Below are 14,401 nucleotides of genomic sequence, written 5' to 3'. Positions count from 1 at the left end.
CATCTATAGGAATATCAGCAATACTAAAAATGCATATATTGCTCAATTGGTAAGACAAATACTGTTGCTCCGCCCACTTCGACTTCAACCGGATATGGGACATACGAGTCAGCATTACCACCCATTGGTGAAACAGGGGCTACAAGCTGATCTCTCGACTTACAGTTTTCCTTAATAATTTGGAGAGCCCGGTCAACCCGGATATCTTCAGTTCCAATCATAAACGTGGTGTTTCCCGACTTCAAAAATCCACCTGTACTAGCTAATTTGGTCGCTCTAAAATTATAATCGACTAACGCTTTAGATAAACGATTGCTATCCTGGTCTTGAACAACGGCAATAATGAGTTTCATTTGAAAACACCCTCTCCCTTTTGTTTGTACAACTCTATCTTTATTATAACAGGTTATTGTACGGCATACCTTTTTAAACAGAGCAAAATTAAAAAGGGCCTTAGATGGAAGGCCTTTTTTCTGCTAATTTCCCTTCTACTAGCTGCAGCGTTTTTTGATAGACCTCCTCAACAGTTCCTGAGGCATCAATCCGAACAATTCTATTGGGGAAGCGCTCCATTAATAAATGGTATCCTTCTCTTACCTTTTGGTGGAAATCAAGATCCTCTAAATCCAGCCGATTAATTTCTCTTCCTTTATTTCTATTAATCCGCTTCAGACCTAACTCGGGATCAATGTCGAAATAGATGGTCAGCTCAGGCATTAAGTCTTCAATCGCAAATTGATTAATTGTCAATACCTCATCCATTCCTAAACCGCGTGCATAGCCTTGATAGGCTAATGAACTATCCACAAACCGGTCACATAGAACTACTTTACCCGCGTCTAATGCAGGTTTTACCTTTTCTATTAAATGCTGCCTCCGTGCAGCCGCGTAAAGCAGCGCTTCCGTTCGCGGATCCATTGCCGTATTTCCTTTATCTAAAATAACTCGGCGGATTTGCTCCGCTATTTCAATACCGCCTGGCTCCCTAGTTACTAAAGCGTCCGAAAACTGTTTTGCCACCATAGTAAGAATGGTTGTTTTTCCCGCACCATCCGGGCCCTCAAATGTAATAAATGTTCCGTTGCTCATGTAACTAAAACCTCCAAAATGTTTTCACTTACGTTGTCTTTAAAATCTTTATATTCCCCTGTTTTACGTCGAAGCTACCTTGAAACCTCGCTCCGGATTGTAACAGCCACTTTAGTTGATTAAGTTTTTCATTCGTAATTCTCTCTCCCCTTAAAAGCAATGGAACCCCTGGTGGGTAGGGGATAATCATCTCCGCACAAATACATCCGGCTGCTTCCCCAATAGATACCATTTCCTCTGCTAAATCCTCCATTTCACCATAAGGAACCGCGAGTTGGGAAATCTTTTGACCATCCATAATGAGTTCATCTATAACCTTATAATTAGACAAACCTTGAAGAGCTGTCTCTATTTTGTTTGCTGCCTCTGCCAACGGAAAATGCTGTCCATCCTTTACTAACGGGAAAATAAACAACACATTATATGGATCTGCTAATTCAGTATAAATACCGGCATCTTCAAATCTTCTTTGAAGATCAAATCCATTTAGCTCACACCTAGTCTGAATAGTTATTTTCAAAAGGTCACCGTGACTGTTTGGAAAGTCTAATACTTTTACCGCCGGAATTTGGGCTAGTGCCTCTTTAAAGTGCCTAATTTCGGCCAGCAAAAAGGATAAATCCGTTTGTTCATATGTACCTAGGTAATGTCTGGCTATGTCCAAGGAAGCCATAATGGGATATGATGGGCTGCTGGACTGGAGCATTCCAAGATACTCCTTAACCTTTTCCATTCTTATCAAATTGCCATTCACATGTAAAAAAGAACCCATTGTCATGGCTGGGAGTGTCTTATGTGCCGATTGCACGATAATGTCAGCACCTAACTGAACAGCAGACGGCGGGAATGGCCCCCCGATTATTAAATGTGCCCCATGTGCCTCATCAACCAATACCGGAATCTGATGAAGATGGCACAAATCAATAATTCCTTGTAGATCATAGGTCATTCCATAGTAGTTCGGATACGTTAAAATGATTGCTTTGGCATTCGGGTAAAGATTGATTGCTTGTTTAACTGTCTCTACACTAACACCCGCAGCTATCTTCCATTCCTGATCATATTCCGGTTCAAGAAAAACAGGTCTTGCCTTCACCAGTCTAAGAGCATTTAAGACGGACTTATGGCAATTTCTTTGGACAAGGACCTGTGCCCCTTCTGTGCAGACTGCCAAAATCATCGCGAGATTACCTACGGTTGATCCATTCACAAGGAAAAAACTTTCCTTTGTTTGATAAAGCTTAGCTAGAAGCGTCTCCGCTTCTAAAATTGCTCCTTCAGGAGAATGCAGGTCATCTAACCCTGTTAGCTCCGTGGCATCAATTTGTAATATTTGTTCAAAAAGGCGACAATCATCTGATTGATTGATACGGCCATATTTATGTCCGGGGACATGGAAAGAAATAGGTTTCTTTTTTACATGTTCCACCAATGCTTCGTATAAAGGTTTCTTCGATTGAGTTTTCATGGTTTATCTTCCTTCTAAGAGTCTCATCTATTTTAGCAAAAAACGATAGCCTTTCCTATTTTTTGGTGAAAACTTCTAAAGTGCCCCATTCCAACTTTTACAACGAAATTTACCGAAAGAGCCAACCTAACATAATAAAGGCGGTGTGAGCAGAGCTAGACTTAACTTAACTTTCTAGTGAAACCTGTATATTCCAAATACACAGGATATTTTGATTCGCTTTTGCGGCGCTCCGCCCCTTTTCCAAAAAAAATAAAGCCCAAAAGGACTTGTTAGGAAAAAATTTCAGGATTTGTTATTTTTCTAAGCTGCTTTAAAAAGTATTTATATTTTGGGTCATTTGTATCTGTTTGAATTAAATCATTTTCACATTCTGTACAAATAAAAGACGTATATAGATGTATGCCTTTTGGTTTTAGATTTTCACAAATAACGCATGTCTCTACATACTGTTTATGTGCTAAAAATGAACTCAATTCCTCCACCTCCATACACCCATTCTGTCCCTCTCCACTCATTTGTATACAATTTTTTGAATTATCTTGCCCCGGGCATCCCTTATTATAATATGTCGTACCTAGCAATTGGGTGTATGTCTATTCGTGTTTTCTTTCAAAACACTTCGTACTTTTTTACCGAAACCCTCACTTTTATAAAAAAAGAAAGAGGACAATCTGTAAAAGATTGTCCTCTTCATGTGCCTGGCAACGTCCTACTCTCACAGGGGCGCATGCCCCAACTACCATCGGCGCTGAGAAGCTTAACTTCCGTGTTCGGTATGGGAACGGGTGTGACCTTCTCGCCATTGTTACCAGACTAATTTAATTGAGAGATCGTTCTCTCAAAACTAGATAATGCAGAAGAAGTTTGTAAAAACGAATAATCAAATGGTTAAGTCCTCGAACGATTAGTATCAGTCAGCTCCACATGTCGCCACGCTTCCACCTCTGACCTATCAACCTGATCATCTTTCAGGGTTCTTACTAGCTTAGAGCTATGGGAAATCTCATCTTGAGGGGGGCTTCATGCTTAGATGCTTTCAGCACTTATCCCGTCCGCACATAGCTACCCAGCGATGCCCTTGGCAGAACAACTGGTACACCAGCGGTGCGTCCATCCCGGTCCTCTCGTACTAAGGACAGCTCCTCTCAAATTTCCTGCGCCCACGACGGATAGGGACCGAACTGTCTCACGACGTTCTGAACCCAGCTCGCGTACCGCTTTAATGGGCGAACAGCCCAACCCTTGGGACCGACTACAGCCCCAGGATGCGATGAGCCGACATCGAGGTGCCAAACCTCCCCGTCGATGTGGACTCTTGGGGGAGATAAGCCTGTTATCCCCGGGGTAGCTTTTATCCGTTGAGCGATGGCCCTTCCATGCGGAACCACCGGATCACTAAGCCCGACTTTCGTCCCTGCTCGACTTGTAGGTCTCGCAGTCAAGCTCCCTTGTGCCTTTACACTCTACGAATGATTTCCAACCATTCTGAGGGAACCTTTGGGCGCCTCCGTTACTCTTTAGGAGGCGACCGCCCCAGTCAAACTGCCCACCTGACACTGTCTCCCACCCCGATAAGGGGTGCGGGTTAGAATTTCAATACAGCCAGGGTAGTATCCCACCGACGCCTCCACCGAAGCTAGCGCTCCGGCTTCTCAGGCTCCTACCTATCCTGTACAAGCTGTACCAAAATTCAATATCAGGCTACAGTAAAGCTCCACGGGGTCTTTCCGTCCTGTCGCGGGTAACCTGCATCTTCACAGGTACTATAATTTCACCGAGTCTCTCGTTGAGACAGTGCCCAGATCGTTACGCCTTTCGTGCGGGTCGGAACTTACCCGACAAGGAATTTCGCTACCTTAGGACCGTTATAGTTACGGCCGCCGTTTACTGGGGCTTCGATTCAGAGCTTCGCGTGAGCTAACCCCTCCTCTTAACCTTCCAGCACCGGGCAGGCGTCAGCCCCTATACTTCGCCTTGCGGCTTCGCAGAGACCTGTGTTTTTGCTAAACAGTCGCCTGGGCCTATTCACTGCGGCTCTTCAGGGCTATGAACCCTAAAGAGCACCCCTTCTCCCGAAGTTACGGGGTCATTTTGCCGAGTTCCTTAACGAGAGTTCTCTCGCTCACCTTAGGATTCTCTCCTCGCCTACCTGTGTCGGTTTGCGGTACGGGCACCTTTTATCTCGCTAGAGGCTTTTCTTGGCAGTGTGGAATCAGGAACTTCGGTACTATATTTCCCTCGGCATCACAGCTCAAGCGTTGTGAGAAGCGGATTTTCCTACTTCTCGCTCTAACTGCTTACACGCACATATCCAACAGTGCGCTTACCCTATCCTCCTGCGTCCCCCCATCACTCAAACGATAAAGAGGTGGTACAGGAATATCAACCTGTTGTCCATCGCCTACGCCTTTCGGCCTCGGCTTAGGTCCCGACTAACCCTGAGCGGACGAGCCTTCCTCAGGAAACCTTAGGCATTCGGTGGATGAGATTCTCACTCATCTTTCGCTACTCATACCGGCATTCTCACTTCTAAGCGCTCCACCAGTCCTTACAGTCTAGCTTCAACGCCCTTAGAACGCTCTCCTACCACTGACACCAACGGTGTCAATCCACAGCTTCGGTGATACGTTTAGCCCCGGTACATTTTCGGCGCAGAGTCACTCGACCAGTGAGCTATTACGCACTCTTTAAATGGTGGCTGCTTCTAAGCCAACATCCTGGTTGTCTAAGCAACTCCACATCCTTTTCCACTTAACGTATACTTTGGGACCTTAGCTGGTGGTCTGGGCTGTTTCCCTTTTGACTACGGATCTTATCACTCGCAGTCTGACTCCCACGGATAAGTCTTTGGCATTCGGAGTTTGTCTGAATTCGGTAACCCGATGAGGGCCCCTAGTCCAAACAGTGCTCTACCTCCAAGACTCTTACTACGTGAGGCTAGCCCTAAAGCTATTTCGGAGAGAACCAGCTATCTCCAAGTTCGATTGGAATTTCTCCGCTACCCACACCTCATCCCCGCACTTTTCAACGTGCGTGGGTTCGGGCCTCCATCCAGTGTTACCTGGACTTCACCCTGGACATGGGTAGATCACCTGGTTTCGGGTCTACGACTACATACTAAATTCGCCCTATTCAGACTCGCTTTCGCTGCGGCTCCGTCTCTTCAACTTAACCTTGCATGTAATCGTAACTCGCCGGTTCATTCTACAAAAGGCACGCCATCACCCATAAACGGGCTCTGACTACTTGTAGGCACACGGTTTCAGGAACTATTTCACTCCCCTTCCGGGGTGCTTTTCACCTTTCCCTCACGGTACTGGTTCACTATCGGTCACTAGGGAGTATTTAGCCTTGGGAGATGGTCCTCCCTGCTTCCGACCGGATTTCTCGTGTCCGGCCGTACTCAGGATCCACTCAGGAGGGAACGAAGTTTCAACTACAGGGCTTTTACCTTCTCTGGCTGACCTTTCCAGGTCGCTTCATTTACCCCGTTCCTTTGTAACTCCATGTTGAGTGTCCTACAACCCCAAGAGGCAAGCCTCTTGGTTTGGGCTATGTCCCGTTTCGCTCGCCGCTACTCAGGGAATCGCGTTTGCTTTCTCTTCCTCCGGGTACTTAGATGTTTCAGTTCCCCGGGTATGCCTTCTATACCCTATGTATTCAGGTAAAGATACTGTTCCATTACGAACAGTGGGTTCCCCCATTCGGAAATCTCCGGATCAAAGCTTACTTACAGCTCCCCGAAGCATATCGGTGTTAGTCCCGTCCTTCATCGGCTCCTAGTGCCAAGGCATTCACCGTGCGCCCTTTCTAACTTAACCTAAAAGGTTTGTTTCTCTATTAAATAGAGAGAAAACTAAAATGGCGATTACTCGATGTTTACTTTGCTTCTTCTTACGATTATCTAGTTTTCAAAGAACGATTTAAAAGTTATTTTCACTGAGTGAAAAAACTTTGGTGGAGCTTAGCGGGATCGAACCGCTGACCTCCTGCGTGCAAAGCAGGCGCTCTCCCAGCTGAGCTAAAGCCCCGTTATGGAAATGGTGGGCCTAAATGGACTCGAACCATCGACCTCACGCTTATCAGGCGTGCGCTCTAACCAGCTGAGCTATAGGCCCCCACAACGAATAATATAGAGAGAATTGCACTCTCAAAACTAAGCAAACAAAGAACATGTATCAAACCTGTTTTGTCTGGCTCATACGTCCAGATCTATTCCTTAGAAAGGAGGTGATCCAGCCGCACCTTCCGATACGGCTACCTTGTTACGACTTCACCCCAATCATCTGTCCCACCTTAGGCGGCTGGCTCCTTACGGTTACCCCACCGACTTCGGGTGTTACAAACTCTCGTGGTGTGACGGGCGGTGTGTACAAGGCCCGGGAACGTATTCACCGCGGCATGCTGATCCGCGATTACTAGCGATTCCGGCTTCATGTAGGCGAGTTGCAGCCTACAATCCGAACTGAGAATGGTTTTATGGGATTGGCTAAACCTCGCGGTCTTGCAGCCCTTTGTACCATCCATTGTAGCACGTGTGTAGCCCAGGTCATAAGGGGCATGATGATTTGACGTCATCCCCACCTTCCTCCGGTTTGTCACCGGCAGTCACCTTAGAGTGCCCAACTGAATGCTGGCAACTAAGATCAAGGGTTGCGCTCGTTGCGGGACTTAACCCAACATCTCACGACACGAGCTGACGACAACCATGCACCACCTGTCACTCTGTCCCCCGAAGGGGAACGTCCTATCTCTAGGAGTGTCAGAGGATGTCAAGACCTGGTAAGGTTCTTCGCGTTGCTTCGAATTAAACCACATGCTCCACCGCTTGTGCGGGCCCCCGTCAATTCCTTTGAGTTTCAGCCTTGCGGCCGTACTCCCCAGGCGGAGTGCTTAATGCGTTAGCTGCAGCACTAAGGGGCGGAAACCCCCTAACACTTAGCACTCATCGTTTACGGCGTGGACTACCAGGGTATCTAATCCTGTTTGCTCCCCACGCTTTCGCGCCTCAGCGTCAGTTACAGACCAGAAAGCCGCCTTCGCCACTGGTGTTCCTCCACATCTCTACGCATTTCACCGCTACACGTGGAATTCCGCTTTCCTCTTCTGCACTCAAGTCCCCCAGTTTCCAATGACCCTCCACGGTTGAGCCGTGGGCTTTCACATCAGACTTAAAGGACCGCCTGCGCGCGCTTTACGCCCAATAATTCCGGACAACGCTTGCCACCTACGTATTACCGCGGCTGCTGGCACGTAGTTAGCCGTGGCTTTCTGGTTAGGTACCGTCAAGGTACCGGCAGTTACTCCGGTACTTGTTCTTCCCTAACAACAGAGCTTTACGACCCGAAGGCCTTCATCGCTCACGCGGCGTTGCTCCATCAGACTTTCGTCCATTGTGGAAGATTCCCTACTGCTGCCTCCCGTAGGAGTCTGGGCCGTGTCTCAGTCCCAGTGTGGCCGATCACCCTCTCAGGTCGGCTACGCATCGTCGCCTTGGTGAGCCGTTACCTCACCAACTAGCTAATGCGCCGCGGGCCCATCTGTAAGTGACAGCCGAAACCGTCTTTCAGCATTTCCTCATGAGAGGAAATGGATTATCCGGTATTAGCACCGGTTTCCCGGTGTTATCCCAGTCTTACAGGCAGGTTGCCCACGTGTTACTCACCCGTCCGCCGCTCACCCTAGGGAGCAAGCTCCCAAAGATTCGCTCGACTTGCATGTATTAGGCACGCCGCCAGCGTTCGTCCTGAGCCAGGATCAAACTCTCCAAGAAAGTTGATTCGCTCATTTTGTTACGTTGGCTTAGTTTCATCTATATTGAAACTAAAAAATATTGTTTGTTTACACGTCTTTGTTTGTTTAGTTTTCAAAGAGCAAATGTCTCAATCGCTAAAAGCGACTTTATTATCATACCAAGTCACCAACTAAAAGTCAACAACTTTTTTCGTTTGACTCACGCCGTCTCAGTGACGACTTTTCATATATTACAGGATTTTTTTATATTGGTCAACCCCTTTCCTCAACTTTTTTTAAATTATAAAAGCCGCTGAATATCAGCGGCTCATGTACATCTAGATCACCCATTGTTGAATAGCTACTAAAGCGAACAAACCCGGAATGCCCAGGAAGCCCGAGACAGCAGATGTGGCAAAATTAATAGGGATGTGTATTCCGTACCGGTTTCCGGCCACATTTAAGAAAAATAACAAAAGGGCTCCAATTAGAAATTTTATCGCTGTATGTCCGACAAATCTTGCCGGCTTAAACGGAGCACCCGAGAACAACAAGATTAGGATAAGTCCTCCTAAAAGAGATATAACAATCATTGGTTCCAAAAAAGCTATCCCCCTTCTATAGTCACGTTTCATACAACATATGTACAAGTTAGTAGGAATAGAACTATGGAAATAGAAGGGGTTTAGTTTCATCTAAATAAAGTTACTTTGCGATGCTTTGCCTCTCTTAAAAGAAAAATGTATTTGGCTTCGGCTATTTTTGTTTGGCAAATGACCTCATCGGAAGGATCGAAGCTCTTTTCCAACAGCAGCTTTTCCTGTTGCCAATGATCCTTATAACTATTTAGCTGTGTTAACAATTTTTCATCATACTCTTTTCGAAGCTTCCCTTTACGCCGAAAAAACATAGTTGATTCCTCCGAAAGTCTTATACTTCTCTTCTGCCTTCTAAAGCCTTTGATAATGTTACCTCATCCGCATATTCTAAGTCTCCGCCAACAGGCAGCCCATGAGCAATTCTCGTGGTCTTAATTCCCGACGGCTTTAACAAACGGGAAATATACATGGCAGTGGCTTCCCCTTCGATATTAGGGTTTGTTGCCAGAATCACTTCCTGGACGGTTTCATCCTGAAGGCGTTTTAGCAAATCAGGGATATTGATATCCTCAGGTCCAATCCCATCCATCGGGGAAATAGCCCCGTGCAGCACATGGTACAACCCATTGAATTCCTTCATTTTTTCCATTGCAATAACATCTTTAGGATCTTGGACAACACAAATGATACTCTTATCCCGGCGGAGGTCTTCGCAAATATAACATGGGTCTTGGTCAGTAATATGACCACAGACAGAACAATACGTAAGATTTCGCTTTGCATTCACCAGTGCCTTAGCAAAATCAAGCACCGTATCTTCTTTCATACTTAATACATAAAAGGCCAAACGTGAGGCTGTTTTTGGCCCGATACCCGGGAGTTTCATAAAGCTATCAATCAGCTTGGAAATTGGTTCAGGATAATGCATCTCTATTTTTCCCCTTCAAGAAAGCAAGGGTGCCTGATACAAAAGGATCTAACCCCTTAAGTTGTTTCAGCACCCCAGCTACATTTTTAAAATGGCAGATTCATACCTTTAGTAAACTGCCCCATTGTATTGTTTGTTAATTCTTCCACCTTTTTAAGCGCATCATTTGTTGCGGCAAGAACTAGATCCTGAAGCATTTCAATATCATCCGGGTCGACGGCCTCAGGTTTAATTTGCACATCTACCACTTCTTTATGTCCGGTTACGACAACTGTCACCATTCCACCGCCGGCAGTACCTTCAATCTTTTGTTCGCCTAATTCTTCTTGCGCCTCTGCCATTTTTTTTTGCATTTTTTGCATTTGCTTCATCATATTTTGCATATTTCCCATTCCACCACGCATCATTATGTTACCCTCCTGTAAATTAGTTTTAGTCGATGATTTCGACGAATTCTTCGCCAAATAATTTCTTTGCCTCTGTAATATGTGATTCTTCTTCCTTAGTCGATTCGCTGTACTCTCCTTCTTCGCCATGCTGACTGTTCAGAAAGTCTTCGCGAATTGGTAACCATTGGTCCTCAGGGACGCCCACGATGATAAATCGTTTGCCGGTTAATTTATTTATAGCAGCAATTACGGCTTCAGTGAAGTCACTTCTACTCATTGCCATTTGGCAAATCATTTCATGCTTAAATTTTATGATAAAAGCATCAGCTGAAGCAGCAATTGGTTCAGCATCATTTAACAAGGCCGCTTGCGACTTTAATAGCCCTGCTCTCATCTCTGCCCAATTTGTTTTAATTAGATTTAAATCACTCTTTGTTGCCTGCTTTAAAATTTCATTTATTTTTCCAACTGCCGGCTGAAATACCTTTTTTGCAGATCTTGGAGCAGGCTTTTGCGGCTGATGTGCCGCTTCTTGTACTGCTGGCGCAACACCGGTTGCTTTTAAATGCTGCAATTCCGACTCAAGCTGTTCAATTCTCGCTAGCAATTGATTAAGCTGTGGTGATTCTGCATGATCCACTTGTTTAGCTTCCATTTGACAAAGCTTAACAATTGCCACCTCAAGAAATACCCTTGGATGGTTTGTCCAGCGCATTTCTTGTTGCGTTTTATTTAACAGGTCAATTAGCTGATAAATCTGTCCAGTGGGAGTGATTTCTGCCATCTGACGAAACTCATCGTCAAGCATCACTCTTTCAAGTGATTCTTCAAGATTGGGTGCAGTTTTATAGAGCAGCATATCGCGGTAAAATAAAATCAAATCCTCAATGAATCGCGTTGGATCCTTCCCATGAAACAAAAGCTCATCAAGTGCTTCTAAACCACTGGCAACGTCACCATCTTGAAACGCTAGCGCTAATTTATTTAGGAACCCTTGGGACACAGAGCCTGTGACCGTTAAGGCATCTTCAACGGTGACACGGTCCTGACTGTAGGAAATTGCTTGATCTAATAAGCTTAAAGCGTCACGCATCCCACCCTCTGCTGCACGGGCAATCATTTGCAGTGCACGATCATCACATTCGATACCTGTTTCAGCTACAATTAATTTCATCCGATTGACAATTGACCCTGCCGTAATGCGTCTAAAATCAAACCGCTGACACCTTGAGATAATGGTTAAGGGGATTTTGTGAGGCTCTGTTGTTGCTAAAATAAAAATAACATGCTTCGGCGGCTCTTCTAATGTTTTTAGCAAGGCATTAAAGGCACTAATCGATAGCATATGTACTTCATCAATGATGTAGACCTTATAGTTCACCGAAGTTGGAGCAAATTTAACCTTGTCCAGTACATCTCTCATTTCTTCGACACGAGAGTTGGAAGCAGCGTCAAATTCTAGCACATCCGGTATCGTACCGTTTGTGATACCAAGGCATGCAGCACATTCATTACATGGTTCGGACACGGGTGCCCGTTCACAGTTAATCGCCTTAGCTAATATTTTCGCCGCACTTGTTTTCCCTGTTCCTCTTGGTCCGGAAAAAAGATAGGCGTGAGAGATCTTTTCTTGAAGCAGGGCATTTTGCAATGTCTTGGTTACATGTTCTTGTCCTACTACATCAATAAAGTTTTGAGGCCGCCAAACACGATATAAAGCTTGATATGCCAAGACAATCGCCCCCTTCAAATTTTTCATCAACTCTATTATAACGTATCTAATTTCCTTTTTACAAAAAGAATAACAAAAAACTCATCCCAATTTCTGAGATGAGTTAATTTATGTACAATAACTGCCGTGCACCTTCCATCGACTGTCGCCCATAAGCGTTACTTAAGCAGTTAGCTCGGCCCAGGCAACCCTGCGGCACATGGGAGAGTCCACTTAATGCTGCTTCCTTCCGGACCTGACATGGTTCATGGATTCCCATTGCGCAGGACCAGGGCGTCAACACTACTTACTTAAGGCAGACCCTACAGACAATCAGCCTCAGGAAGGGATTCAGTCTCGCTAGAGCGGATTGCGAGTACAGGGCACCGCTACCTCCCCACCTAGCACGGCAAAGTTGATACCAAAGTTTAGTGCGTCCATATCTGACGCTCTCTTACTATACAACCATTCTTGAAAAAATGCAATCCAAATCAATTGTAAATTATTTCAAGTCGTTTGTAGATGTGTCACTTCTTTGCTGTTTCTCAAGCTTTTTTCTATCTCGTATCTTCCGAAAAAAGTCAGAAAGCATTTGTCCACACTCTGCCTCTAATACCCCTTTGGTCACTTCGCTTTGATGATTAAAGCGCGGATCCTGTACAAGATTCATCAGCGTGCCGGCACAGCCTCCTTTTGGATCGCCAGCGCCGTAAACAACCCTTTTCACTCTGGATAAAATAATCGCCCCTGAACACATTGGACAAGGCTCCAGCGTGACATACAAAGTGGTATCTTCCAGCCGCCAAGATCCTGTTTCCCGGCAGGCTTGGTCAATAGCTAAAAGTTCCGCGTGGGCGAGTGCGTTTTGCTCACTTTCACGTAAATTATGGGCCCGTGCGACAATGGTTCCATCATGAACGATAACTGCCCCAATGGGGACCTCATTTAGCTCTTCTGCCTTCTTCGCTTCCTTTATAGCTTCCATCATAAAATACTCGTCATGGTTATGACCAAATTCCATGTTAATACCGCCTTTACCATCTCTATTGGGGACCATTCTTCTAATTTTACAATATTATATCATTTATCCATCTCCACCCTCATAAAATAGCGGTAGCGTATGTTTTTTAGGGAGGGGCTATGAATGCAAATCCATGTGATCAAAAGCAATGAATCGTTAACGACCATTGCTAGTTCCTATCATACAACCGTTCAGGATATTATCGAAGCTAATGAATTACCGAATCCAAATAATCTTGTCGTCGGTCAAGCGATTGTTATTCCAATTATCGGCCATTTTTATTTCGTGCAGTCAGGGGATTCTTTATTCACTATCGCAAGAAAGGTTGGTGTCCCCTATCAGGAGCTCGCCACAATCAACCGCATTAATGTAAATCAGCCACTTAATGTCGGGCTTCGTCTCTATATTCCTCAAGCGAAAAAAAGAAGTGCCGAGTTTAATGCATATGTTGAGCCGCGCGGCACCACTGTCGCCCCTGTATTAGAAAATAGTGCCCGCGATGCCGCACCCTATCTGACCTATTTAGCCCCGTTTAGCTTTCAAGCACGCCGCGATGGCACATTGAAAGAGCCATTACTAAATAACTTTCCGGCAATCGCAAAGGCTAACCGCAACGTCTTAATGATGGTCATTAATAATCAGGAGAATGACCAATTTAGCGATGAACTTGGACGTATCCTTTTAAACGATAGTGCAACGCAGAATAAATTTATCAATAACATTGTCGCAACAGCAAAGAAATACGGATTCCGTGACATCCATTTTGACTTTGAGTTTTTACGTCCAGCCGACCGCGAAGCCTATAATAACTTTTTACGTAAGGCGAAGCAGCGCTTTAAAAGTGAAGGCTGGCTGATGTCGACCGCGCTCGCCCCGAAGACAAGTGCCACACAAAAAGGCAAATGGTATGAGGGCCATGATTATAAGGCACATGGAGAAATCTCGGACTTTGTTGTCATTATGACCTATGAATGGGGCTATAGCGGCGGCCCTGCGATGGCCGTGTCACCTATTGGCCCGGTAAGAAAGGTATTAGAGTATGCGATCACCGAAATGCCCTCAACTAAAATACTGATGGGGCAAAATCTTTACGGCTATGATTGGACCCTTCCATTCGTCCAGGGGACAGTGGCAAGGGCAGTGAGTCCACAGCAAGCTATTCAGTTGGCGGCCAGGCATCATGTCCCCATTCAATACGATACAAAAACACAGGCACCATTTTTCAAATATATAGATGAGGGGAAACAGCACGAGGTATGGTTCGAGGATGCTCGCTCCATCCAGGCAAAGTTTGATTTAATTAAAGAGCTGAATATTAGAGGGATGAGCTACTGGAAGCTTGGGTTGGCCTTCCCGCAAAATTGGCTGCTTATCGTGGATAATTTTAATGTAACAAAAAGAGGCACTTAACTATTTTTTCGACAATAACTGCCGTTCCCCGGCAGTTATTTTGTTTTTTT

At 45.3% G+C, this 14,401-nt stretch carries 11 protein-coding genes, 2 tRNA genes, 3 rRNA genes and 1 other RNA gene; 1 reads left to right on the top strand and 16 read right to left on the bottom strand.

Translation table 11 applies throughout. The features are described from left to right. Positions 1-23: 23 nt before the first annotated feature. The 16 genes from RCG19_RS09565 to tadA all read right to left on the bottom strand — a co-directional run bounded on the left by RCG19_RS09565 (position 24) and on the right by tadA (position 12,941). A complete protein-coding gene (locus RCG19_RS09565) occupies positions 24-353 on the bottom strand; it encodes a cyclic di-AMP receptor DarA (protein WP_166243821.1) in 330 nt (109 codons plus the stop codon). A gap of 100 nt (positions 354-453) precedes the next feature. Next, entirely contained in the window at positions 454-1,089 is a 636-nt protein-coding gene (tmk, locus tag RCG19_RS09560; protein ID WP_166243819.1) for a dTMP kinase, read from the bottom strand. 28 nt (positions 1,090-1,117) lie between these two features. Next, positions 1,118-2,557 carry an aminotransferase class I/II-fold pyridoxal phosphate-dependent enzyme gene (locus tag RCG19_RS09555; protein WP_308110643.1) on the bottom strand — a complete coding sequence of 480 codons (1,440 nt, stop codon included), beginning with the start codon at positions 2,555-2,557 and terminating at the stop codon, positions 1,118-1,120. A gap of 272 nt (positions 2,558-2,829) precedes the next feature. Continuing rightward, complete coding sequence (locus RCG19_RS09550) at positions 2,830-3,048, bottom strand: sigma factor G inhibitor Gin (protein ID WP_166243815.1); 219 nt, start codon at positions 3,046-3,048, stop codon at positions 2,830-2,832. A 208-nt stretch (positions 3,049-3,256) separates the two neighbouring features. Further along, positions 3,257-3,373 (bottom strand): 5S ribosomal RNA (gene rrf / locus RCG19_RS09545). 71 nt (positions 3,374-3,444) lie between these two features. Next, positions 3,445-6,381 (bottom strand): 23S ribosomal RNA (locus tag RCG19_RS09540). A 134-nt stretch (positions 6,382-6,515) separates the two neighbouring features. Beyond that, a tRNA-Ala gene (locus tag RCG19_RS09535) sits at positions 6,516-6,591 on the bottom strand. A 10-nt stretch (positions 6,592-6,601) separates the two neighbouring features. Next, positions 6,602-6,678: transfer RNA gene (locus tag RCG19_RS09530), tRNA-Ile, on the bottom strand. Positions 6,679-6,783: 105 nt separating this feature from the next. Continuing rightward, positions 6,784-8,333 (bottom strand): 16S ribosomal RNA (locus RCG19_RS09525). Together the 16S, 23S and 5S rRNA genes with 2 tRNA genes alongside form the textbook arrangement of a ribosomal RNA operon. A gap of 298 nt (positions 8,334-8,631) precedes the next feature. Beyond that, on the bottom strand, positions 8,632-8,895 hold the full coding sequence (locus RCG19_RS09520) for a pro-sigmaK processing inhibitor BofA family protein (RefSeq protein ID WP_166246638.1): 264 nt from the start codon (positions 8,893-8,895) through the stop codon (positions 8,632-8,634). A gap of 89 nt (positions 8,896-8,984) precedes the next feature. Beyond that, positions 8,985-9,203 carry a YaaL family protein gene (locus tag RCG19_RS09515; protein ID WP_166246637.1) on the bottom strand — a complete coding sequence of 73 codons (219 nt, stop codon included), beginning with the start codon at positions 9,201-9,203 and terminating at the stop codon, positions 8,985-8,987. A 20-nt stretch (positions 9,204-9,223) separates the two neighbouring features. Further along, positions 9,224-9,820, bottom strand: coding sequence for a recombination mediator RecR (gene recR, locus RCG19_RS09510; RefSeq protein ID WP_166246636.1), 597 nt, complete (start codon positions 9,818-9,820; stop codon positions 9,224-9,226). A gap of 86 nt (positions 9,821-9,906) precedes the next feature. Continuing rightward, positions 9,907-10,227 (bottom strand): YbaB/EbfC family nucleoid-associated protein, encoded by a 321-nt coding sequence (locus RCG19_RS09505; protein WP_207343114.1) that lies wholly within the window; start codon positions 10,225-10,227, stop codon positions 9,907-9,909. Between the two features lie 25 nt (positions 10,228-10,252). Continuing rightward, positions 10,253-11,941: a DNA polymerase III subunit gamma/tau gene (gene dnaX / locus RCG19_RS09500; protein ID WP_166246635.1), complete on the bottom strand. Its 1,689-nt coding sequence runs from the start codon at positions 11,939-11,941 to the stop codon at positions 10,253-10,255. A gap of 124 nt (positions 11,942-12,065) precedes the next feature. Continuing rightward, positions 12,066-12,330, bottom strand: an RNA gene (ffs, locus tag RCG19_RS09495) — signal recognition particle sRNA large type. 92 nt (positions 12,331-12,422) lie between these two features. Continuing rightward, positions 12,423-12,941, bottom strand: a complete 519-nt coding sequence (tadA, locus tag RCG19_RS09490) for a tRNA adenosine(34) deaminase TadA (protein WP_308110641.1) — start codon at positions 12,939-12,941, stop codon at positions 12,423-12,425. 123 nt (positions 12,942-13,064) lie between these two features. Between tadA and RCG19_RS09485 the strand changes: the two genes are divergently transcribed. After that, on the top strand, positions 13,065-14,351 hold the full coding sequence (locus tag RCG19_RS09485) for a glycosyl hydrolase family 18 protein (RefSeq protein WP_308110639.1): 1,287 nt from the start codon (positions 13,065-13,067) through the stop codon (positions 14,349-14,351). Positions 14,352-14,401: the final 50 nt, after the last annotated feature.

The organism is Neobacillus sp. OS1-2, assembly GCF_030915505.1.
Classification (GTDB): Bacteria; Bacillota; Bacilli; order Bacillales; family Cytobacillaceae; genus Neobacillus.
The sequence above is the reverse complement of the archived record's forward strand: the minus strand, read 5'-3'. Positions and strand labels throughout refer to the sequence as shown.

What these genes read in the sequence shown, in the direction of transcription:
- RCG19_RS09565 (WP_166243821.1), bottom strand. Translation starts at nt 353, where the DNA reads ATGAAACTCATTATTGCCGTTGTTCAAGACCAGGATAGCAATCGTTTA.
- tmk (WP_166243819.1), bottom strand. Translation starts at nt 1,089, where the DNA reads ATGAGCAACGGAACATTTATTACATTTGAGGGCCCGGATGGTGCGGGA.
- RCG19_RS09555 (WP_308110643.1), bottom strand. Translation starts at nt 2,557, where the DNA reads ATGAAAACTCAATCGAAGAAACCTTTATACGAAGCATTGGTGGAACAT.
- RCG19_RS09550 (WP_166243815.1), bottom strand. Translation starts at nt 3,048, where the DNA reads ATGGAGGTGGAGGAATTGAGTTCATTTTTAGCACATAAACAGTATGTA.
- RCG19_RS09515 (WP_166246637.1), bottom strand. Translation starts at nt 9,203, where the DNA reads ATGTTTTTTCGGCGTAAAGGGAAGCTTCGAAAAGAGTATGATGAAAAA.
- recR (WP_166246636.1), bottom strand. Translation starts at nt 9,820, where the DNA reads ATGCATTATCCTGAACCAATTTCCAAGCTGATTGATAGCTTTATGAAA.
- RCG19_RS09505 (WP_207343114.1), bottom strand. Translation starts at nt 10,227, where the DNA reads ATGATGCGTGGTGGAATGGGAAATATGCAAAATATGATGAAGCAAATG.
- tadA (WP_308110641.1), bottom strand. Translation starts at nt 12,941, where the DNA reads ATGGAATTTGGTCATAACCATGACGAGTATTTTATGATGGAAGCTATA.
- RCG19_RS09485 (WP_308110639.1), top strand. Translation starts at nt 13,065, where the DNA reads ATGCAAATCCATGTGATCAAAAGCAATGAATCGTTAACGACCATTGCT.